Origin of the sequence: Magnetospirillum sp., from assembly GCA_027532905.1 — a bacterium.
In the GTDB taxonomy this organism is placed as follows: Bacteria; Pseudomonadota; Alphaproteobacteria; order CACIAM-22H2; family CACIAM-22H2; genus Tagaea.
The window spans coordinates 1,165,833-1,187,905 of sequence record JAPZUA010000002.1 but is presented as its reverse complement, the minus strand read 5'-3'; the positions used below and the strand labels follow the sequence as shown (position 1 = coordinate 1,187,905).

At 65.1% G+C, this 22,073-nt stretch carries 18 protein-coding genes; 5 read left to right on the top strand and 13 right to left on the bottom strand.

Annotation, left to right across the window (positions count from 1 at the left end):
* Window positions 1-138 precede the first annotated feature (138 nt).
* Entirely contained in the window at window positions 139-2,322 is a 2,184-nt protein-coding gene (locus O9320_13680) for a tetratricopeptide repeat protein (GenBank protein ID MCZ8311897.1), read from the top strand.
* 10 nt (window positions 2,323-2,332) lie between these two features.
* On the opposite strand, the gene O9320_13675 is transcribed toward O9320_13680, so the two are convergent.
* Window positions 2,333-2,803: a hypothetical protein gene (locus tag O9320_13675; protein MCZ8311896.1), complete on the bottom strand. Its 471-nt coding sequence runs from the start codon at window positions 2,801-2,803 to the stop codon at window positions 2,333-2,335.
* 199 nt (window positions 2,804-3,002) lie between these two features.
* Here O9320_13675 and O9320_13670 point away from each other — a divergent pair, with 199 nt between their 5' ends.
* A complete protein-coding gene (locus tag O9320_13670) occupies window positions 3,003-3,323 on the top strand; it encodes a putative quinol monooxygenase (protein MCZ8311895.1) in 321 nt (106 codons plus the stop codon).
* On the opposite strand, the gene O9320_13665 is transcribed toward O9320_13670, so the two are convergent.
* Both O9320_13665 and O9320_13660 read right to left on the bottom strand, forming a co-directional pair.
* A complete protein-coding gene (locus tag O9320_13665; GenBank protein ID MCZ8311894.1) occupies window positions 3,320-5,704 on the bottom strand; it encodes a tetratricopeptide repeat protein in 2,385 nt (794 codons plus the stop codon). The genes O9320_13670 and O9320_13665 overlap by 4 nt on opposite strands.
* The gene (locus tag O9320_13660) at window positions 5,701-7,824 is read right to left on the bottom strand and encodes a tetratricopeptide repeat protein (protein ID MCZ8311893.1); all 2,124 of its coding nucleotides are present in this window, start codon (window positions 7,822-7,824) and stop codon (window positions 5,701-5,703) included. Before O9320_13660 ends, O9320_13665 begins: the two co-directional genes overlap by 4 nt.
* Window positions 7,825-7,932: 108 nt before the next feature.
* Between O9320_13660 and O9320_13655 the strand changes: the two genes are divergently transcribed.
* Both O9320_13655 and O9320_13650 read left to right on the top strand, forming a co-directional pair.
* The gene (locus O9320_13655) at window positions 7,933-9,015 is read left to right on the top strand and encodes an ABC transporter substrate-binding protein (protein ID MCZ8311892.1); all 1,083 of its coding nucleotides are present in this window, start codon (window positions 7,933-7,935) and stop codon (window positions 9,013-9,015) included.
* 142 nt (window positions 9,016-9,157) lie between these two features.
* Complete coding sequence (locus tag O9320_13650; GenBank protein ID MCZ8311891.1) at window positions 9,158-9,823, top strand: aspartate/glutamate racemase family protein; 666 nt, start codon at window positions 9,158-9,160, stop codon at window positions 9,821-9,823.
* 302 nt (window positions 9,824-10,125) lie between these two features.
* On the opposite strand, the gene O9320_13645 is transcribed toward O9320_13650, so the two are convergent.
* The 8 genes from O9320_13645 to O9320_13610 all read right to left on the bottom strand — a co-directional run bounded on the left by O9320_13645 (window position 10,126) and on the right by O9320_13610 (window position 19,487).
* Entirely contained in the window at window positions 10,126-10,860 is a 735-nt protein-coding gene (locus tag O9320_13645; GenBank protein ID MCZ8311890.1) for an arginyltransferase, read from the bottom strand.
* The gene (locus tag O9320_13640; GenBank protein ID MCZ8311889.1) at window positions 10,857-11,351 is read right to left on the bottom strand and encodes an RDD family protein; all 495 of its coding nucleotides are present in this window, start codon (window positions 11,349-11,351) and stop codon (window positions 10,857-10,859) included. The genes O9320_13645 and O9320_13640 overlap by 4 nt, the downstream gene beginning before the upstream one ends.
* A gap of 96 nt (window positions 11,352-11,447) precedes the next feature.
* Window positions 11,448-12,524, bottom strand: a complete 1,077-nt coding sequence (locus O9320_13635; GenBank protein MCZ8311888.1) for an OmpA family protein — start codon at window positions 12,522-12,524, stop codon at window positions 11,448-11,450.
* Window positions 12,525-12,674: 150 nt separating this feature from the next.
* Window positions 12,675-15,026, bottom strand: a complete 2,352-nt coding sequence (locus tag O9320_13630) for a penicillin acylase family protein (protein ID MCZ8311887.1) — start codon at window positions 15,024-15,026, stop codon at window positions 12,675-12,677.
* Window positions 15,027-15,031: 5 nt separating this feature from the next.
* A complete protein-coding gene (locus O9320_13625; GenBank protein ID MCZ8311886.1) occupies window positions 15,032-16,516 on the bottom strand; it encodes an aldehyde dehydrogenase family protein in 1,485 nt (494 codons plus the stop codon).
* A complete protein-coding gene (locus O9320_13620) occupies window positions 16,513-17,685 on the bottom strand; it encodes a CaiB/BaiF CoA-transferase family protein (protein MCZ8311885.1) in 1,173 nt (390 codons plus the stop codon). The genes O9320_13625 and O9320_13620 overlap by 4 nt, the downstream gene beginning before the upstream one ends.
* 75 nt (window positions 17,686-17,760) lie before the next feature.
* Entirely contained in the window at window positions 17,761-18,624 is an 864-nt protein-coding gene (locus O9320_13615) for a DMT family transporter (protein ID MCZ8311884.1), read from the bottom strand.
* Window positions 18,621-19,487 carry a DMT family transporter gene (locus O9320_13610; GenBank protein ID MCZ8311883.1) on the bottom strand — a complete coding sequence of 289 codons (867 nt, stop codon included), beginning with the start codon at window positions 19,485-19,487 and terminating at the stop codon, window positions 18,621-18,623. Before O9320_13610 ends, O9320_13615 begins: the two co-directional genes overlap by 4 nt.
* Before the next feature lie 99 nt (window positions 19,488-19,586).
* Here O9320_13610 and O9320_13605 point away from each other — a divergent pair, with 99 nt between their 5' ends.
* Complete coding sequence (locus O9320_13605) at window positions 19,587-20,435, top strand: alpha/beta hydrolase (GenBank protein MCZ8311882.1); 849 nt, start codon at window positions 19,587-19,589, stop codon at window positions 20,433-20,435.
* 14 nt (window positions 20,436-20,449) lie between these two features.
* Here O9320_13605 and O9320_13600 read toward each other — a convergent pair whose 3' ends face one another.
* Together O9320_13600 and hemB are read right to left on the bottom strand one after the other, a co-directional pair.
* On the bottom strand, window positions 20,450-21,052 hold the full coding sequence (locus O9320_13600) for a LysE family transporter (GenBank protein MCZ8311881.1): 603 nt from the start codon (window positions 21,050-21,052) through the stop codon (window positions 20,450-20,452).
* A gap of 9 nt (window positions 21,053-21,061) precedes the next feature.
* Window positions 21,062-22,057 carry a porphobilinogen synthase gene (gene hemB / locus O9320_13595; protein ID MCZ8311880.1) on the bottom strand — a complete coding sequence of 332 codons (996 nt, stop codon included), beginning with the start codon at window positions 22,055-22,057 and terminating at the stop codon, window positions 21,062-21,064.
* Window positions 22,058-22,073 lie beyond the last annotated feature (16 nt).

Genomic DNA, 22,073 nt, shown 5'->3' with positions numbered 1-22,073 from the left:
TGAAACAGGCGGGGAAAGTGGCGGCGATATGTCTTGCACTGATCCGGCAGTTCCGCAAATGTTGAGAGAACGCGAATCCTATCAGAAACGCGCGCGCGCGGCAAAAGCACGGCCCCCGTTCGCGCGGGCGAACGGGCCATGAGCACCGACTTCGAATCGATCCTGCACCGCCTGGAGTCCGACGCGGCGTTTTCGCCCGCCGAACTCGACGCGATTTCGGCCCAAATTGCCCCCGCTTTGACCGTTTCGGGCACGACGGAAGCCAGCGACGCGATGTGGGCACTGGTCATCCAGCGCCGCCACACGCCGTCTTTGCTGCCGCTTGCACGCAACATGCAGGCGCGCAGCGACGATTGGGCCGCCTATGTGCTGTGCGCGATCGCGTTCGCGCGGGGCCTTCGCACGCCCGAGCTGCGCGCCGTGCTCAACGATTCGATCGCTCAGTTGCGCACCAAATTCGCGAGTGCGACGGCCCTGGTCGCCGATCCCGAATGCGAAGCCAAGGCCAAGAAGCTGAGCGTGACCTCGCCCGAGGGCACGATGAGCGTGGAAGCCACCGTGCATGCGGCCCTTGCCCTCTACACGAAGGGCGAATATGCGCGCGCCGACGCGGCGTGCGGCGCGGCCCTTGCCGCCTTGCCGGTCTATCCCGATGCGCTCGCGGTCGCGGCCGTCACGCTGAAAGCCTTGCGCCGCTATCCGCAGGCGGTCGAGGCCAATCTGCGCGCGATTTGGCTCGCCCCCGTGAGCCCGGTCGCGATGTCGAATTTGAGCAGCATGATGATCGCCCTGCAGCGCGGGCCGGATGCGCAGCGCTTCGCCGAGCTTGCCCTTGCGGTCGACAACAAGCGGCCCGAGGCGTGGGTCAATCTGGCGGGCGCACTCGGCGAAACGCCGGGCCGCGCGGAAGCGGCCGCTCGTGCCGCCATCAAGCTCTTGCCCGCGAACGCGTCGGCGCATCTCAATCTCGGCAATGCGCTGAAGCAGCAGGGCCGGCTCGACGAGGCGGTCGCGTGCTATCGCGAAGTGATCAAGCTCAAGCCCGCCGACCAGCTTGCCTACCAGAACATCCTGGTGACGATCCAGTATTCGGACGCCTACAGCCCCGCCGACGTTGCGGCCGAGCATTTCCGTTTCGCCGAGCGCTTCGAGGCACCCGTGCGCCCGGCCAAGCCCGTGTTCGCCAACGATCGCGACCCCGAACGGCCTTTGCGCGTCGGCTTCGTGTCCGGCGATTTTCGCGACCATGCCTGCAGCTATTTTGTCGAGCCGCTGTGGGCGCATCTCAACAAGGCGAATTTCCCGCTCTATGCCTATTCGACCAAATTCGGCGCCGACGATGCGGTGGGCACAAGGTTGCGCTCCCACACCGCGCAATGGCGCGACGTCTCGACCATGCCGGACGCCGAAACGGCCGAGATGATCCGCAACGACCGCATCGACATTCTTTTCGACATTGCGGGCCACACGGCCGGCAACCGGCTGATGGCATTCGCGCGCGAGGCGGCACCCGTTCAGGTCACGTGGCTCGGCAATCCGAACACGACGGGCCTCAAATCGATGGGCTGGCGCTTGAGCGATCCTTTGACAGATCCGCCGGGCTCCGAGAAGCTCTATTCCGAAAAACTCTACCGCCTGCCGGACATTTTTTGCGTCTACCGGCCGATGATCCGCCATCCCGACCGGCGCAACAGCGAAGCTTACGCGACGCTGCCCACGCCCGCGATCCGCAACGGCTACGTGACCTACGGCACGTGCAACAATCTGGCGAAACTTTCGACGACGGCTTTGCGCGTGTGGGGCCGCATTTTGGCGCGGGTACCCACCGCACGCCTGCTCATCGAAGCCAAAGACGTCGAGCATCCGCAGCTGCGCAAGGCGTTCCTCAAACGAGCTGCGGATGCGGGCATTCCGGTGCAGCGTCTCGATCTCGTGGGCCGCGACTATTCCAAACAATATCTGCGCTATCACGAAATCGACGTCGCCCTCGACCCGTTCCCGGCCAACGGGGGGACGACAACCTGCGACGTTCTGTGGATGGGCGTGCCGATGGTCACGATGCCCGGCGACGCGTTTTTCGCGCGTATGGGCTTCTCGCTCTCGACCGCCGCGGGCTTGACCGACCTTATCGCCAAGGACGAGGCGCATTACGTCGAATTGGCCGTCGGCCTCGCCGGCAGCGTCTCCGCCCTCAACCGCCGCCGCCTGGGCCAGCGCGCCATCGTCGAAGCCAGCGCTTTGATGGACGAGCAGCGCTACGCAAGCAACGTCGAAAAGGCGCTGCGCGACATGTGGCGGGATTGGGTTGCGCGCAAGGGCTAAGGGCAGACGACTACATTTGGTCGAGAATTCTGCGGTGTTGCGCCTCGTATTCCGCCGGCGTAATCAAGTTTTGGTCTCTGAGGCGCATCAAATTGCGCAAACGCGTTTCCGTCTCGCGCGGGTCGTTCTGGTTCGTGGCGTTCGGCGTTTGCGGCGCGCTTGGCTGCGGTTGGTTCGCGAATGTCGCGGCAACGCATTTCGTCGTGATCTTTCCGATTTTCTCGGCGACGTCTTTCGACGGCACGTTCGTGACGATTTGAGCGGCAAGCATGCTGTATTCTTCGAGCGTCATCGTGGCGCCGATTTCGTCTTTGACGCACGCGCAATAGCGTTCTTTGTCGGCTTGGCTGTGCGACGTTCGCGCGACCGAGCGCAGGCAACTCTGGTAGTCCGAGTTCAGGATCTGCTCGGGAATCTGTTGCGCCGACAGCGGGCTGGCGATTGCCGACAGGAGAAAAAGCGACAGAAACCAGCGCCTCATCTGCAACTCCTCAAGCCGCGACGGAATGCTTCAAATGCTTACATGTCCGGATATGGGGTGCAACCATTGAGTTCTACGGGCGCGGTTGCGCAGTGCGGATGCGGGCGCTGCACTTGTGTCGAAACAACATTTCGACAGTGCCCGGCGCAGCGACCTGCTATTGCATTTCCATCGCATCGCCAGCAGGGAGCCGCCGCCTATGACCCAGCCGACATTCACGGCCGCCGATCTCAATCGGGGTTTCGTCGTCGCCATTGCGATCGAGGCCAAAGAGGGCCATGCGGATGAAGTGGCCGAGGGTCTGCGCCGAATGGTGGCGCCCACGATGGCCGAACCGGGCGTGAAGCTGTTTATACCCTATCGCTCACCCGCGAACGCGCACGCGTTTTTCATCTACGAGCTCTACGAAAACGAAGCGGCGTGGGCAGCACACCAGCAAACGCCGCATTTCGCGAATTTCGCCGCGACGATCGTGCCGCTCACCGCCAAGCGCGAGCGAATTCCGTACGTGCCGTTCTAGGGTTTGTCACACCAAGCCCGCCACAGATCGCGCCAGGCGGTTTCGATGTTGCGCGCGAAGGCGGCGGCGTCGCACAGGCTTGAGGCCTGCAAACGCGGACGCAGGATTTTGCGGAAGCTATCGAGTTCGCTTGGGTTCGCCGCCAGTTCGACCGCGCGCGCCACGTAAGCCTCGCTCGAGACGACGGCGAAATCGCCTTCGAGATCGACCGCACCCAAGAAGCCCAGCGTCTGGCGCGAGATCGGGCGCGTGCCCGGCATGGTCAGCACGGGCACGCCCATCCACAGCGCCTCGCACGAGGTGAGGCCGCCGCTGAACGGAAACGGGTCGAGGGCCACGTCGATGTCGCCGTATTCGTCGAGCATCTTGGCGTGGCTGCTGGGGCCGCGCAATTCGAGGCGGCTTGCGTCGCCCCCTGCCGCCGTGAAGGCGGCGGCAACGCGCGCGCGTTCGCCCTCGAATTTGAGTGTCTTCCATTTGAGTACGAGGCGTGCGGTGGGCGCGTTTGACAATATCTGCGCCCACACGCCGAGCACTTCGGTCGTGACTTTGGAAAGATTGTTGAAGCTGCCGAACGTCACGTAGCCCTTGGCCAGATACGGCGACGGGCGTACGGGTGGCGCGTAATCCGGCGGCGTATAGCAGAAGCGCCCGCCCGGTAGTCGCACGACCTGTTCGACAAACATGTCTTCTTCGTCGGGCAGCACGGTTGCGTCGTCGAGGAGGACGGCGTCGATTTCGACGAGGCCCGTCGTGCCGAAATAGCCGAGCCAGCTTGCCTGCACAGGGGCTGGCTGCAACGCGAACAGCGGCAGTCGGTTTTTGGCCGTGTGGCCCGCGAGGTCGATGAGGATGTCGATGCGGTCGCTGCGGATGGCGGCGGCGGCGTCGCGGTCCGACAGGCCCACGATGTTGCGCCAGCCGGCCGAATGGTCGCGCAGGCGCTTGGTCAGCGCATCCTCGCGCCCGCCGTTCGAATAGCAGAAGATCTCGAAATTCGCGCGGTCGTAGGCGGCCATGAAGCCGTCGAGAAAAAACCCGACTGGATGCGTGCGTAGATCGGGCGACACGAAGCCGATGCGCAGTTTGCGTTCAGGCTCGCGCGTGTTCGCGAAAGGGGCGAGCGGCGGGCGTGCCGGCAGGCTCTGCGCGAAGCGCTTGGCCGCGTCGACCATCTCCTGCTTCGAAATCTGCGGCGCGTAGTGCTGTGCCAACAGGAGATTGTTGTGCGCCTCGTAGTAGGTCGGCCGCAGCTCGACCGCGCGCGCGAAGCACGCGAGCGCACCGTCGTGGTTGGCCTGCGCTTGCAGCGCCATGCCGAGATTGTTGTGCAGCAAAGCGACGTTGGGGCCGAGCTCGATCGCCTGGCGGTAGAGCGCGATCGCGTTCGGAATGTCTTCGTAGGAAAAATACGCGGTCGCCAGATTCATGCGCGCTTTAGGGTGCGACGGGTTGAGGCGCAGCGCTTCGTTGTAGTGCTCGAACGCCTGCTCGAAGCGGCCCATCTCCTGGTGCACGTCGGCGGCGTTGCAATGGTAATCGGCATTGCGCGGCTGCAGCTCGATGGCACGTCCGTAGCTCTTGGCCGCTTCCTCGAAACGCTCGAGATCGCGCAGCGCGTTGCCGAGATTGTTGTGCGCCTCGGCATAGCCGGGATTGAGTTCGATCGCCTTGCGATAGGCGTCGGCCGCCGCTTCGATCCGGTGCATCTCGCGCAATACCACGCCGAGATTGCCGTGGAATTCGGGCGCTGCCGGATTGATCGCGATCGCGGCGTTGATGAGTTCAAGAGCCAGCGTGGGCTTTTGAGACTGGTGCGCCACCACGCCCGCTAGATGCAAGGCACCTGCATTGCGCGGATCGATGCCGAGGATCTCGTGATACTGGGCTGCGGCTTTGGCGAGCTGGCCGCTGCCATGCAGTTTCATCGCCTTTTCGATGAGGGCCGGAATGTCGGCGGCACTCTTCTTGCGCGGGGCTTGCGGCGTTGGGGAGGGCGCCGGTATCGACATCAAGGCGATCTGCGATTGCTTGACGAGCGTTTCGAACTGCGGCCCGCCGAGGCCGCGCTGGGCACCCTGGCGCAGCACCGACATCGCTTCTTTGGCCTGACCGATGCGCAGCAACGCGTCGGCGTAGGAGAACCAGAACTGGCCTTCGACCGGCTTGGTTTCGAGTGCCGCTTTGAGGCGCTTCAACCCTTCGGCGAAATTGCGCTGCACCATCAAAAGCGCGCCGAGATTGTGGTTTGCGTCCGGGTGCACCGGTTCGCGCTCGAGAATGTTGCGATAGCCCTTCTCGGCGGCGCCAAGATCGCCGTTTTTATGCGCGGCGATCGCGGCCAGCAGCAGCTCGGGCACTTCGGAAGCTGTCTCGCTCATGGCAGCACCACGTCGAACGCGGCAGGAGCTTGGCCCGATGCCGCACGCGCCTGCATCGTCTCGTAAGCACTTTCAATGCCGCGACGGAAGAGGTCGATGTCGAACAACGGTGCCCTGTCGCGATTCTGCGCGAGCTTCGCGCGCAAGGCCGCCAAGCGCGCCGGGGTTGCCGCCAGGCTCACGGCTTCGGCCTCGTAGGCGTCGAGCGAGGGCATCACCATCTCCGCCATGCCCACGCTGCGCAGCAAACTTGCGGCCACGCGCGCGGGAAAGCTGCGCCCGGCATATGTCAGCAGGGGGATGCCCATCCACAACGCGTCGCTTGCCGTGGTGTGCGCGTTGTAGGGGAAGGTGTCGATGAAAAGGTCGGCCAACACGTGGCGGGCGAGATGTTCGGCATGTTTGGCGTGCGGTGCAAAGACGAGGCGGGCGGGATCGATGCCGTGGCCGGACGCGGCGGCGCGCAGGTTTGCGACGGCCGCATCGTTGGTTGCGAGCAGCCACAACACGCTGCCTTCGATGCGACGCAAAAGCCGCATCCACAGCGCAAAGATGCCGGGCGAAATCTTCCAGGCATTGTTGAAGCAGCAGAACACGAAAGCGCTCTCTGGCAAGCCCGCTTGCGCGCGCGTCGGCGCTTGCGGGGCCACGATGCGTTTCGTGTCGTTGGCCTGGTAGCAATGCGGCAGCCGCACGATTTTTTCGGCGAAATGTGCGTCGCTGCCTGGCGGGGCCACGGTCGGATCGACGAGGATATAGTCGATGAAATCGGCTCCCATCGTGCCGGGATATCCCAAATAATTGACCTGCAAGGGTGCGACACGCCTGGCGAGTACGCCCGTGCGCGCATCGGCCGTATAGCCCATCAAATCGACGACGATGTCGTAGTCGCGGCCGCGCATGAAGGCGGCGATTTCGATGTCGTTCTTTGTACGCATATCGGCAAAATCGTCGAACGTGGTGACGAGGCGCTTGCGCATCGCACCGTCGCTGTCGGGGCCGACCGAGATGCCGTGTATTTCGAAGCGGCTGCGATCGTGCGCTTCGAACAGATTGGCGATCAGATATGCCACCGCATGGTCGCGAAAATCGGCCGAGATATACGCGATCTTGAGGCGTTTGCCCGGCGAGGGCGCGCGTGCGGCCAAGGGCGATGCGGCGGCGGCTGCCCGCGTATAGCGCGATGCCGCGAAGATGCGCGCACTTTGCAGATGCAAGGCCGGATCGTCGCTGAATGCCATCAGCGTGAAGGGTTTGTCGGCGCGTTTTCCGGCCCGCGTGGCGTCCGCAATACGCGCGCACAGTTCGTCGTAGTCGCGCCAGTCGCAGGCAAGCAGCCGTTCGGAAAGCATGCTGCCCAAGGCAAAATCGTAGTCGGGGGCGAGGGCGAGCAAACGTTCGTAGCTCGCCGCCGCGTCGACCGGGCGCTTCAGCAATTGCTGCAGGATCGCAAGGCTTGCGACGGCTTCCGCAAAATCGGGCTTGAGGGCGAGTGCTTGCTTATAGGCCGCCAGCGCTTCGTCGGCGCGGCCCAGCATGCGCAAGGCCACACCGCGATTGTGCGTGGCGTGCAGGTGCCGCGGATCGCAGGCCAAAGCGCGCTCGTAATGGCCGAGCGCTTCTTCGTGCCGCTCGAGGCCGGCGAGGATCACGCCCATTTCGTTGTGCGCGTAGGCGGCCTTCGGCGCCAACGCGATCGCCTTGGCGCATGCCGCGATCGCATCGTCGCTGCGCCCGAGATGGCGCAACGCAACCGCGCGCAGATGATGCGCCTCGGCATAGTTGGGCTCGAGGGCGAGTGCTTTCTCGACGGCGGCCAGTGTTTCGGCGTGCCGCCCCAAATCGCCGAGCGCATTGCCGAGATTGTAGTTGGCGGCCGCACTGCGGCCTTTGACGCGCGCGAGCGCACGCCCGATCAGATCGACCGCGACGGCGGCATTGCCTTGCGCGCGGGCGGCGACGCCCGACAGATGCAGGGCATCGAAATTCTGCGGCTCGACGCGCAGCACCTCGCGATAGAGGTTGGACGCCTCGGCCAATTTGCCCGACTGGTGCAAGGCAACGGCCTGCTGCAGTTTGGCCATGGTCGGCGAGAGGCGGGCAGGCGGTTTGGGCGGCATGGTTTCCGATGGCAGGCTAGAATCGCGAGGTTGCGGCCAAGAATGCGCGCGCGCGTGCGGCGATACAAGACCAGCGACGAGGGGGCGCAAACGCGGTAAGCTGCGCACTTGATCTTTCCCGCATCCGTGCCGCTGGCCACGCCGAAATTCGGCGGCACGGCACCGTGTCGGCATCGCCGCGCTTTCCTCGCCGCTGCGGCCGCTTTTGGCCTATTCGCCCCTTCGATCCTGCGTGCACACGCGCTTACGCGGCTGCGCATTGCCGTACTGCCGGGCCTTGCCGCGTTGCCGCTGGCGATCGCGCAAGAAGCACGGCTCGTTGAAAAACATCTTGCGGCCCAGGGCTTGCGCGATGTTGCCGTCGCATGGACGCAGACCGGTGCCGGAACGGAAAACGCCCTGCTTGCCGAAGCGGTCGACTTCGCTGCGATCGCGCTGCCTGCCCTTGTGCTGTTGTGGGAGAAGACCAAGGGGAGCCCACGCGAAGTGCGCGCGCTTGCATCGCTCCCTTCGATCCCGCACATGCTGTTCGCGCGCGGGTCGCGCACGAACACGATCCGCGACTTCGCGCCGGACGACCGTATTGCGGTTCCGGTCTTGCGCGCGGGCTTGCACGCCCTCCTCGTGCAGATGGCGGCTGCGCAGGCTTTCGGGCAGCAAGCTTGGAACCGCTACGAAAACATCATGGTCGAGATGCCGCAGGCCGAGGCTTTTGCAGCCTTGTCGGGTGCGGCCCTGGCGGGGGCCGAGCCGCGCGCGATCACGGCGCACATGTCCGGGCCGCCGCAGCAATGGACGCAAATGCGCGACCCGCACCTCACGCGCGTGGCCGAAAGCACGGCAATAACCGACGGACCGGCCACGCAGAGCGTGGTCGCCGCACGCTTGGCGTTTCGCGAGCGCCATCCGGACGCGACGGCGGCCGTGCTCGACGCGCTCGATGAAGCGATGCAGACGATCCGCCGGGATCTGCGCAATTCGGTCGGGATATTCGTGCGCGCCCAGCGCCTGCAATTGGATGCGGGCGTGCTCGCCGAAAATCTGCGCGACCCGAACACGACGTTCGACACGGCGCCGAACCGCGTGCTGTTCGCCGCCCAGTTCATGCGGCAAACGGGCCTCGTCAAACAAGCCCCTGCGTCGTGGCGCGACATGTGGATGCCCGAGATGCATGCTCGCAACGGGAGCTAGCAGTGGCGGTCCAGGTGCAGCTTGCCGCCGGGATTGGCCTGCCGAATTGTTTGAAACTTTCGGGTTCTGGGCTGGTTGAAAATCCGGCATTGACGCTGGCTTTGCCCGTTGTAGAACGACTTGTGATCTGCAGGAGCAAGCCATGTCCCGCGAGATGGTCCAAATCGCGTGCCTCCATACGGCCGAGAGCAACGTGGCGGTGTTCGATGCTGCCTTGCGAACGGCAGGATTGTCGGGCGTGAATCTGCGCCATGCGCTGCGTGCGGACCTTCTTGCCGCAGCAGAGCAAGAAGGACGGCTCACGACGGAGATTGCGGCGCAAGCCGTCGCAGCTCTAACGGACCTTTGTGCGGGTGCCGATGCCGTGCTCTTGACTTGCTCGACCTTGGGACCCGTAGCCGAGGCGGCTGCAGCGAATGCCGCCATCCCCATCCTGCGGGTCGATGCGGCACTCGCAGCCGAAGCCGTAAAGGGCGGGGGCAAGATCGTCGTTCTCTGCGCCGTCGAGACCACTGTCGAGCCGACGAAGCGCTTGTTCGAGGCAGCCGCGCAGGCAACAGGGGCCGAGGTGCGCGTGCAGTTGGTTCCGGGCGCTTGGGCCGCCTTCAAGGCCGGACAGCAAGATCGCTATCTCGCCATGGTCGCGCGCGCTGCAATCGAGGCCAAGCGCGGGGGTGCCGCACGGGTGGCACTGGCGCAAGCGTCGATGGCAGGTGCGAGCGACTTGGTCGCGGCCGGAGAGCGGCCGTTGAACAGCCCCGTTGCGGGCCTTATCGCCGCCGCCGCCGCGGTCGTTGGCGCGTCCTAAAGCAAAATCCTTGAAGAATTTGCAGGAATATGCTTCTATAACGGCATCGCTCGAACGGGCCTGCGCTGTTTGAAAAGTGAAAAAAGACGGTCGCTTTCGGCCCCCAGAAAGCCGACTCTCAAGACGTAACCTGAATTTCGAGATTGTGGTTACGATCTTTTAGAATCAAATGGATAAATAGGTTACGGCAACCGGTGGCAACGCAATGTCGCCTATTTCGCCGCCGCAAGAGCGGGGCCTAAGTCTCGAGTGTGACTGTCGTTAGGAAAATTTAGTGACTGCGGCGTTCGATCGCGTGTCGCCTAAAGCACGGCACCTGATTGGTCGATCGGCAGCCAGCCGTCGCGGGTCAAGGCTTCGAGCGGTTGGAAGCGGACCTTGTAGGCCATCTTGGCGCTCTCGCCGATCCAGTAGCCGAGATACACGTGCGCGAGTTGCGCACGCTGGGCGGCTTCGACGAGGGTCAAGATGAGATGGCTGCCGAGCGAGCGTTCGGGCATCTCGGGCTCGTAAAACGAGTAGACGGCCGACAGCCCACTCTGCATGCGGTCGACAAGGCTTGCCCCCATCAGCGTGCCGTGGCGGTCGCGCACCTCGACCACGTTCGAGGCGTTGGCCCCGACCTCGATCATGGTGCGGTAATCCTCGAAATCCATGCGCGCCATTTCGCCGTCGCGGTGGCGGCCGACCTGGTAGCGCGCGAACAGTGCGTATTGTTCGGCTGTGGCGATGGGCGCGCAGATTTCGGCATGCAAATCGCGGTTTTTGGCGAGCACGCGCCGCCATTGGCGCGTGTATTCGAAGTGCTTCACCGGAATGCGCACGGCCACGCACGCATTGCAGCCGGGGCAGGCGGGCCGATACGCAAAGCCGAGCGAGCGGCGGAAGCCTGCTTCCGACAGCAGATCGTAGGACAGCACCGCCTGCGGGCCGGTCAGATCTACGAAGATGCGCCGTTCCATGCGCCCGTCGAGGTAGGGGCAGGGCGAGGGCATCGAGTAGTAGAAGCGCGCGGTGCTGTTGCCTTGCGCGGTCATGCCTTGCCTCCCGCAGCGGCGCGATGTGCCGCCACGCCGCAGATGCGGTCGTGCAGCAGCGCCTTGTTCGGGTCGAACAGCGACCACAGCAGGATGAGGCCGCCGCTGAAGCCCACGCCCATGTAGAACAGCACCCAATGCACGAGTGCTTGCAGGAAGCTCGGCCGCCCCCCGCCGACAAGGGCGGTGAATTCCACGCCGGCAAAGCGCATGCCCCATGTCGCCCCGCGCGGACCCGCGAGCAGGATCGCGTGGTAGAGCATCGGCACCAAGGCAACCGCGAACCAGGCGGGCGCCCACAGAATGCCGAAGCTGAAAACGCCGAGGAAAAAAGCCGGGATCGCGGCGACGGCAGCAAGCACGCAGCAGATCGCGGCGTCGATGGCCCAGGCGAACATGCGCCGGCGCCGCAGGCCCGAAAAATCGGGCAGCGTGGCGGAAGCGCCGTTCACGACGGCGTCGATCACGGGCGGTGCTGTGTGCGCATCCATGGCCAAAGCGATCCCCCCAAACGCGAAGCCCCTTAACGCGAGTGGCTTAGCCTAGGACTGCGGCAGGCTCGCTGGCAAGTTTCGCTTTGAGGCGGGTCAGCTCGATTGCGGTATGTCGCGGAGCAGCACGATCGAAATCCGCCGATTGCGCGCATCGGCCGGGTTGTCGGCGATCAGCGGCTCGGTGTCGGCGCGGCCGATCACGCGGGCAATGCGCGCGGCCGGCAGGCCCGATTCGATCATGGTGCGGCGTGCGGCGTTCGCCCGGTCGCTCGACAATTCCCAGTTCGTGTACTGGGCCCCGCGCGGGAAGGGCGAGGCATCCGTATGGCCCGTGATCGCGATCGCATTGGGCAGCGCTTGCACGATGCGCGAAACGGTCGCGAGAAGGCGGCGCGTCTGTTCGGCCGGGGCGGCCGAGCCCGAGGCGAACATCGCGTAGCGCTCCTGGTCGACGAGCTGGATGCGCAGGCCTTCGGGCGTGCGGTCAACGAGCAGGTTCTGGGCGAGCGGTTTGAGCTCGGGGATATCCTGCAAAGCCTGGCGCAGATCGGCTTCGGCGCGCGCGAAGCTCTGTTCCTCGCGCCGACCCATTTCGGCCTGCATCTGCTGCTGGAAGCTGTTTTGGTTCTGGCCCGCACCCGAGCCGTTCTGGTCGCCGTCGGGCCGGTTGCCGCTGAACTGGTTGCCCGCCGCACGGTCGCCGGGGCGGCGTTCGCCGAGCGTCTCGCGCCCCGAGGGACCTGCCGCAACGCCCGAGGCGCCGCGCGCATTGGGCTGCGGGTTTTCGGTATCTTCGTTGGCCGCACCTTTGGGGTCGGCGAAGTCCGGGCCTTCGGTTTCGGCCTCTTCGCCGGTGGGCGCCAACGGCACGCCCACGACAATGCCGCCCGTCATGTTCGGCAAATCGCCGGGGCCGAGCGTCACGCCGCCGAGCACGCCGCCGGCGCCCGAAGTCGAGCGCGAAACCGCGTCGAAGGCCGTGAAATACTGCGCAATGCCCTGGCGCTTTTCCTGGTCGGTGGCGTTGAGCAGCCACAGCAGCAGGAAGAAGGCCATCATCGCCGTCACGAAGTCGGCATACGCAACTTTCCAGCCGCCGCCATGGGCCGCGTCGTGGCCCTTCTTGACGCGCTTGATGATGATGACTGGATGATTGCTCTCGTCGGCCATTCTTGTCCCGTTTGCGGCAGCGCACACGAATATGCGCCGATGCGGGCCGCCCGACAAGGCGGCCCCTAAGTTTCACGCTATTCGCCTAAAATTAAAGGAAATTTGTTTATGGCTCGTTAATTTATGAAATAACGAAGTCGAAACAATGTTTTACGGCCTCGGTATTAGGGCAAGCGACGGCGTTCCGGGCGGCAACTCGGCGCGATTGCGGGCAAGGCGCACATGCTGGCCGGCGGCCCAGACAGGCGCCAGATCGCGCCAATGCGGCGAGAGCGGATGGCCCGACTGGCCGGGGGCGATCACGAACAGTGCCGAATCGAGATCGGCAAGATCGTAAATGGCGCGCAAGCCCGCCCCGTGCACATGCGCGTACGGGGCAGCCGCATTCGAGAGCCGCATGCCGCCGCGGTTGATCGTGTAATAGTCGCCATGCGTGGGCAGATCCACCGCGAGCAAGGGCCCTACGATCGGCAGGCGCGCGAAGATCGGGTTCTCGAACGGGGCGCGATGGGCAGCACCCCATTGCCAGCGTTTGAGATCGCGGCCGTATTTCTGGCCGAGCTCGTCCAGCGCCACACCAAGAGCTGCTTCGGCCATCGCGGCGCAGTTGGGCGCGCAGAAGGGCGAAGCGCCGCCGAGCAGGGCGAGGGCCAGCGCGGGGCGTTCGCGCAAAGCGGCATCGGCCATCGGCCCTAAGGCTGCATCGAGGCCGCGGCGCGTGAGCTCGCGCATCCATGCCGTGAAGATCAGCGGCTCGGGCCGCAAGCGGTCCATGCGGCCGTCCCAACCGCGCAGCATCTCGAGGGCGGCGCGCGATTGGGCGTCGACCGGCGTGAGGTTCCGGGCCGCCGCCACAGCCTCGCGCGCGAAGATCGAGTGCGCGTCGGCCAGCACCGCTTCGTGATAGGCAACGTCCTGTTGCTGGCGCGACTCGAGCAACTCCACGATGCGGCGCTGCCGGTAGGCCGGGTCGAAAGCGAAGCTTACATGGTGGGGATAATCGGGGCCCACCACGCGGTCGTTGGCGTTGGACGCGAAGCCCGAGGGCGGGTCGACGATGGCGGGCATCTGGGCGAACGGCACGAAGCCGGTCCAGCCGACATTGGGGCTTGAACCCGCATAGGGCAGCAGCGAGGGCGGGCTCGCGCGCATGGGGATGGCCCCCACCGTGCGCAGGCCGATGGCCCCGGCCGTGTCGGCATAGACCATGTTCTGCACCGGCGATTGCCACAGGCGCGTGGCTTCGACCGCTTCGGCCGCATTGCGCGCGCGGTTGAGGCGCATCAGCGCTTCGGCCGTGCGGTCAAGTTCGAACAGGAAGGGTAGGGCCAGCGACAGCACTTGGCCCGCACCCGCCGTCGCCTGGGCAGCGGCATCGATGTCTGAGATCACGGCGCCGTTGCGCGTGCGGCGCACGATCAGGGTTTCGGGCTTGCCGTCTTTGACCTGCAGCAGTTCCTCGCGCGTTTCGAAGCTGCGCGGGCCCTCGGGCGTGAGATAGCGCGTGGGATCGCTCGGATCGAGCCGTTCGACGAACAGGTCGGCGGCATCCGCGTTCGTCGTCGTGAAGCCCCAGGCAACATTGCCGTTGTGGCCCAAGATGAGAGCGGGTGCACCCGGTGCGGTTGCACCGACATAGCGCACGCCGGGGGCTTCGAGCCGCACAAGGTACCAAATGCCGGGCGCACCCAAGCTCAGATGCGGATCGTTGGCGAGGATCGGCTTGCCGCTCGCGGTGCGCGATCCGGCCACGACCCATTCGTTGGAAGCCGCGCCGGTACCTTCGGCTACGGGCAAATCGGCGGCCGTCGCTTCGGCAAGGGCGGCAAGGCTCGCATCGGCGGGTGCGGCCGCCCGCGCGGGATCGGCTTGCGGCCACAATGCAGCGATCACATCGGGCGTGAGCCGGTCGCCGAGACGGGCGCGCAGCAGCGTGTCGCGCCAGCTCGCATTCAGCGAAAGCCCCATGAGCTGGCCCCACAGCAGCGCATGCCAGCCTTCCCAGCGCTCGGGCCGGTAGCCGGTATAGAGAAACTCGACCGGCCAAGCCCCGTCGCGCGTCGCCAGGGCCGCATTGATGCCGGCGGTGTAGGCATCGGTCTGGCGGCGCGCATCCGGGTCCATCGCCGCATAGATGCGGCGCGCTTCCTGCGCCAAGCCGAGTACGCGGTTGAGCCGGTCGAGCGGCAGCGCGCGCGCACCTGCGAATTCGGCAAGCCGCCCCTGGCCGATCAGGCGCGTGGTCTCAAGCTGGACGAGCCGGTCTTGCGCATGCAGAAGCCCAAGGGCGAACCACAGATCGCGCTCGTTTTGCGCGTAGACATACGGGACGCCGTACTCGTCGCGCAGGATCTCGAGGCGTGCTTCGAGCCCTTGAACGGCGAGCGTGCCCGATTTGGGCGGCAGGCCGGTGCGCAGATAAAGCACGCCGATCCCGGCCGCCGCACTGCCGAGCAGCAGCAGCGCCGTTGCCAACCGCAGGATCCAGCGCACGATGCCCATGGCGTTCAGGCGAGATTCACGATGACGGTCTTCTTCGTCGTGAAATGCTCAAGCATCGCTTCGAGCGTTGCTTCCTTTCCGAGGCCCGAGGATTTGACGCCGCCATAGCTCAAGCCCGGCTGCACAACGAGGTTCTGGTTCACCTGCACGAAGCCTGCCTGCAGGCGCCGCGCCCCATCGAGGGCCGTCTTGAGATCTTTGGTCCAGATCGTCGCGGCAAGGCCGTATTCGCTGTCGTTGGCAGCCGCGATCGCTTCGTCGAACGTTTGGAAGCGGATCACGGCCGTCACGGGGCCGAAGATCTCCTCGCGGATCACGCGCGAACTCGCAGGCAGGCCGGTGAAGATCACGGGACGCACATAGTAGCCCGGCTTCAGCTTCGCATCGGTGGGCATGGCCGAACATTCGTTCGCGGTCCCGCCGTCGGCGATGCCGATGGCGATGTAGTTTTTGACCTTCTCGAACTGGCCTTGGCTCACGATCGTGCCGATGTCGGTCATCTCGTCGAGCGGGTCGCCCATCTTCATCGCATCGACCTTGGCCTTGAGGGCGGCCACAAAGCGGTCGTGCACGCCGGCCTGCACATACATGCGGCTCGATGCAGTGCAGCTCTGGCCCATGCGCGTGAAGCGCATGCCCGCGATGGCACCCGCCACCGTGCGGTCGAGATCGCAATCGTCCATCACGATCATCGGGCTTTTGCCGCCGAGTTCGAGCGTCACCGGGATGAGCTTGTCGGCGGCGAGTTTGGACACGATCTTGCCGGTCTCGACCGAGCCCGTGAAGGTGATTTTGCCGACTTTGGGATGCGATACGAGGGGGGCGCCGCATTCGGGGCCCATGCCCGAGAGCATGTTGAAAGCACCCGGCGGCAGGACGGTGCCCATGAGTTCGCAGATGCGCAGCACGGCAAACGGCGCTTCTTCGGCACTTTTGACCACGACCGTGTTGCCCGCAACCAGGGCGGGCGCGATCTTGAGCGCCATCAGCATCATCGGCACGTTCCACGGGATGATGGCGCCGACCACGCCGATCGGCTCGCGGATCGTCATGGTCAGCATGTCCGGATTGAAGGGCACGGTCTCGCCCTTCAATTCGCTGCCGAGGCCCGCGTAGAAATGCAGCGCATCGGCGAGCACGCCCGCTTCGACGCGGCTTTCGGTGCGCAGCGCTTTGCCGGTCTCGAGTGCGATCAGGCGCGAAAGCTCTTCCTTGTGCGCATCGAGCAGGCGCGCGCAATCGCCGACAAGCTTGCCGCGCTGGCGTGCGGGCACCTTGGCCCACGCGATTTGTGCCGCCGCCGCCGACACGACCGCGCGGTCGACGTCGGCCGCGTCGCCTGCAGCGGCTTTGGCCACGAGCGCACCCGTTGCGGGGCTGCGCACATCGAACGTCGCACCGGCAGCGGCCGGTACGAGCTTGCCGTCGATGAAATGTTTGCCGGCAAGATGTGCGGCGAGGGCGGCGGGATCGAGAACGATGTCGGTCATGGTTTTTCCTTGAGCGCGGCAAGATCGGCCAGAATGGCCGCACGGTTTTGGTCGAGGGCAGGGGCAGGGGCACGCGTCTTGGGATCGGCAAAGCCCGAGATCTTGATCGGATTGCCGATCACGCTGACTTTGTGTCCGCGCGGGGTCGCGGTCTCTACGACCATATTGCGCGCCGCCGTCTGCGGATGGTCGATCGCTTTTTTGATGTCGTTGATGGGGCCAGCCGGGATACCCGCCTGGTCGAGCCGCTCGAGCCAATGGGCCGAAGGTTGTTTGGCGAGAATGGCGGAAATCTCGGCCTCGAGTGCGGCCACGTTTTCGGTGCGCAGACCGTTCGTGGCGTAGCGCGCATCTTCGGCCATTTTGGGTGCTTCGAGCACGGCCGCCATCTTGCGGAACAGGCCGTCGTTGCCGGCGGCGATGATGATCGGCTGGTCGGCGGTCTGGAAAATGCCGAACGGCGTGATCGAGGCATGGCGCCCGCCCATCGGCCCCGGCACTTTGCCCGTGTTGAGATAGCGAGCCGCCGGGTTTTCCATCAGCGCCAACTGGCAATCGAGCATGCCGATATCGACGAACGTGGCTTCGCCCGTGCGCAAGCGATGGAAGAGCGCCGCTTGCACGCCGATGGCAGCATAGAGCCCCGCACCAAGATCGCCGATCGAAACGCCGATGCGCGCAGGCGGTGCCCCCTCGTGGCCCGTCACGCTGATGATGCCGCCCAAGCCTTGCACGACCATGTCGTAGGCGGGTTTGTCCTTGTGCGGACCCGAATGGCCGAAGCCCGAAGCCGCGCAATAGATGAGCTGCGGAAAGCGCTCGTGCAATGCCGACCAGCCATAGCCGAGCCGATCCATGGTGCCGGGGCGGAAATTCTCGACGAGCACGTCGGCCTTCGCCAGCAGGTTTTCGAAGATCGTGCGGTGCTCGGAATTCTTGAGGTCGAGCCCGATGCTTTCCTTGCCACGATTCACGGCCGCGAAATACACGGACTCGCCGTCGATGAAGGGCCCGTATTGGCGGCTGTCGTCGCCGCCGCGCGGATCTTCGATCTTGATCACGCGCGCGCCGAGTTCGGCCATCAGCAAGGTGCAGTAGGGCCCTGCCAGAATGCGGGACATATCGATGATTGTGATGCCCGCAAGCGGGCCGGTTTTGGCGGCAGTCATCGGCGGTTTTGTTCCTGGCATCAAGACGGATCGGTGCACAGTCTTAGCCGATCCGCAAGCGCAGGGCCAAGCGGCTTAAACACGCGCGCGTTTGGCGGCCCAAAGTTCGTTGGCGAGCAGGGCGGCGAGAATGATGCCCCCACCCAGCAGGGTGGCGGAACTGGGTTCCTCGGCATAGACGAGCCACACCCAAAACGGCCCGAGCGTGGTTTCGAGGAGTGCGATCAGCCCCACTTGGGCCGCGCGCAAATGGCGGGTGGCCATGGTCATCAGCATGCAGCCGAGGCCGAGCTGGATCACGCCCATGGCCATCAGCACGACGATGTCGTGTGTCGAGATCGCCCAGATATCCGCAAACGGGAAGGCGAGCAAAGCCGAAAGCACGCCCGCCACCAGCACGCTCGGCACCATGTCGATGTTAGCACCCGCCTTGCGCACGACGGTGATTTGGGCTGCAAAAGCGAGCGAAACGCACAAGGCGGAAAGCGGACCGAGGATCGAGCCGAAGGAAAGCGCGTCGCCGACCATGATCGCAACGCCGGCGGCGCAGGCCGCGATCGCGATCAGCGTGCGCAACGCAAGCGCTTCGCCCAGAACGAAGCGGCCGAGCAATGCCGCCCATAAGGGCGAGGTGCTCATGAGGAACAGCGCTGTCGCAACGGTCGTCGCACTGACGGCGTAGAGAAAGAAAAAGAAGGTCGAGGCGAGGAGCGCGCCCGCGATCCATCCCGCACGCCCAAGGGCGAAAACGGCGGCGGGGGCGGCACGTCCGTAACGCCACACAAGATAGGCCGCGAGCATCGGCACCATGCCGACCGAGCGCCAAAACACCATCTGCCACGCATGGTCGGTCTCGAGTGCGCGCACGAAAAGGCCGCTGGTACTCCAAAACAGTGCGGCCGCCACCATCAGCGCCACACCTTTGGCGTTCGCACTCATGGCACGGTCTTGGCGCGCGCGGCGGCAAGCGTGTTGAAGACGAGGGCCGCGAGCAAAATGGCGCCGCCATATATCGTGCTGGAGGCCGGCACTTCGCCGACGGCAAGCCAGGTCCAAATCGGCCCCAGCACCGGCTCGAGCATCGCGATCAATGTCACCTCGACCGGCGGCAGGCGCTTGAGGGCCGAAAAGAAAAAGGCGAGCCCGACCGACAGCTGCAGCACGCCCAAAAACAGCAAAGCCAAAACGCTGCCCCAATCGACAGCCCAAACGTCGCCGAACGCATAGCCCATCGCCAAAGCGAGGGCGGCCCCGACCAATGTCGCAGGGCGCAGATCGAGGCGCGGCAAGCGGCGTACGAGCAGAACGTTGACGGTCGAGCACAATGCGACGCCCAAGGCCATCGCATTGCCGATCCATGCACCCTCGCCGATGGCGCCACCCATCACCAGTGCGAGTCCCGAAAATGCCACGCCGATCGCGATCCAGCTCGCGAGCGCCACGCGTTCGCCGAGCACGGACCAGCCGAGCAAAGCGACCAGAATGGGCGAGGTGGATTGCAGCAGCAGCACGTTGGCGACGCTCGTCGACGTCATCGCCAGCACGTGCAGCGAAAATGTGCCGGCAATCATCAGCGCCGAGACGAGCGTGATGCGTCCGCCGTCGCGCAGCGATCCCAGGATCGGCACGCGCAACATGAAGATCAGCACGAACGGGAAGAACGCCACATGCGCGGCCGCGCGCCAGAACACGATGTCCCACGGGCCCGCCTCGACCGTCCGGATGATCACGCCGCCGAAACTCCAGCACAAAGGGGCGGCAAGGGCGAAAAGATAGCCCTCGGCGCGGGACGTGAGTTTCATCGGCGAGATCGATTCCAAAACGGGGGCGGCAGCGCTGTTCTTTTAGGGACTTGCCGACGCGGTTGTCCAGTGCGGCTCGATCAAGGTAGAAACATGGCTATGACGCCGCGCGAATGCAGCATGCCCGTGCTCGGGCCTTCCGGATTTTTCAAGCTCGCCTGGACCGAGTGGGGGCCTTTGCGCGCCAAACGCACCGTGCTGTGCGTGCATGGCCTCACGCGCAATGGCCGCGATTTCGACGTGCTGGCGCGCGCCCTTGCCGAACAGGATTGCCGTGTTGTGTGCCCGGACATGCCGGGCCGCGGCGAGTCCGACTGGCTGCCCAAGGCCGACGACTACGCGTACCCCACCTACATGCAGACGATCGCCGTGCTGTTCGCGCGGCTCGACGTCGAGAAGGTGGACTGGATCGGCACGTCGATGGGCGGGCTCATCGGCATGCTGCTCGCGGCCCATCGCGGGCATTTTATCGGCCGCTTGGTGCTCAACGATGTGGGCCCGTTCATCCCGTCTGCGGCCTTGCAGCGTTTGGGGGCCTATGTCGGGCGCGATCCGCGTTTCCAGGATTTCGGTGCGGTCGAAACCTATTTGCGCAAGGTGCACGCCCCGTTCGGCCAGCTCAGCGATGCCGAATGGATGCATCTGGCATTCCACAGCGCCGAAGAGTCCGACGACGGCGATCTGCGCCTGCGCTACGACCCTGCGATCGGCAAGCCGTTCCAGGACAAGCCCGCCGACGATCTCGCTTTGTGGGCGTTTTGGGACCAGATCCGCATTCCCGTACTCGCCATTCGCGGGGCCGAGTCCGACCTGCTGCTGCGCGAAACGCTGGTGCGCATGGCCAAGCGCAAAAACTGTGCGGCCGTCGAGATCGCGGGCTGCGGCCATGCGCCCGCCTTGATGGCGCCCGACCAGATCCGCATCGTTTCGGAATTTCTGCTGCAGTAGCCGCAGCCCTCGTTTCACACGAAGCCGCCGGCGACCGCAAAAGCAGCGATTGCAAGCAGCACGGCCGACGTGCGGTTGATCGTTCGCTGGCTTGCCGCGTCGATCGCCGCTTGCGATGCCGCAAGCGCGATTCCCCAGCCGACAGCCCCCAGGAACACGCCGAGCGCAAGATTCGCCGCCGCATCCGCCCCGCCGCGATCGGCGCCTAGGGCAATGAACACGGTGACGAATACCACCAGGCAAGTCGGATTGCCGATCGCGGGCGAAAACGAAGAAGTTGCCGCCTGCAGCAGCGATCTGCCGCCTTCGGGTGGGGCAGGGGCGATCAACGGCGCGTTGTAGGCCTGCCACCCCAGCCACAGCAGCATCATCGCGCCGAACTGCCGTACCCAGTCGTTGTCGGCGATCCAGCCGGCGAGCAGGCCCGCAACCAGATAGCCGGCAAGGCCAGCATAGACGAGATCCGCGAAGGCGCTGCCGCAGCCCGCCGCAATGCCGGACGCAAAGCCGTCGCGGCGGCTGCGGCCAACAAGGGCAATCCCGCGGTCGTTGAACGGTGCGGCGAGCAGGGCGCCCAGCAGCAAGCCTTCGACAAAAAACAGCGCTGATTCTTCCATCAACGGGGGCTAGCTTTTCAGCGCTTGCGCAACGTCGATTGCCGAATAGGTCAGAATGCCGTCCGCCCCGGCGCGTTTGAAAGCCAGCAGGGTTTCGAACACGACTTTGCGGTCGAGCCAGCCGCGCTCGATCGCCCCCATCAGCATCGCGTACTCGCCGGACACTTGGTAGGCGAAGGTCGGCACTTTGAACGTGTCCTTGATGCGCCGCACGATGTCGAGATAGGGCAGGCCGGGTTTGACCATGACCATGTCGGCGCCTTCGTCGAGATCGAACGCAACTTCGCGCAGCGCTTCGTCGCTGTTGGCCGGATCCATCTGGTAGGTGCGTTTGTCGCCCTTGCCGAGGGCGGAGCCTGAGCCCACCGCATCTCGGAACGGGCCGTAATAGGCGGACGCGTATTTGGCGGCATAGCTCATGATGCGCACATGCTCGAAGCCTGCCTGGTCGAGCGCGTCGCGCAAGACGCCGATGCGGCCGTCCATCATTTCGGAGGGGGCGATCACGTCGCAGCCCGCCTGCGCCTGCACCAGGGCCTGGCGGCACAGAACGGGCAGGGTCGGATCGTTGACGACGTAGCCGTCGCGCACGAGACCGTCTTGGCCGTGCGTCGTGTAGGGATCGAGGGCCACGTCGCACACCACGCCCATTTCGGGAACGGCCTTCTTGAGGGCGCGCACGGCGCGGCACACGAGATTGTCTGGATTGCCGGATTCCTCGCCGTCTTCGCTCTTGCGCGCGGGCGGCGTATTCGGGAACAGGGCGATGGCGCGAATGCCGAGCTTGGCGGCTTTGCGCGCATCTTTCACAAGCTCGTCGATGCTGACGCGCGCAACGCCGGGCATCGAGGCCACGGCATGGCGTGCGGCTTTGCCCTCGGCCACGAAGACGGGCCAAATCAGATCGTCGCAGGTGAGTTTCGTTTCGGCCGACAATGCGCGCGACCACACGTCGCGCCGATTGCGCCGCAGCCGCGTGCGCGGATAGCGTCCCAGAAAAGCCATCGACGAATCCCCCCGT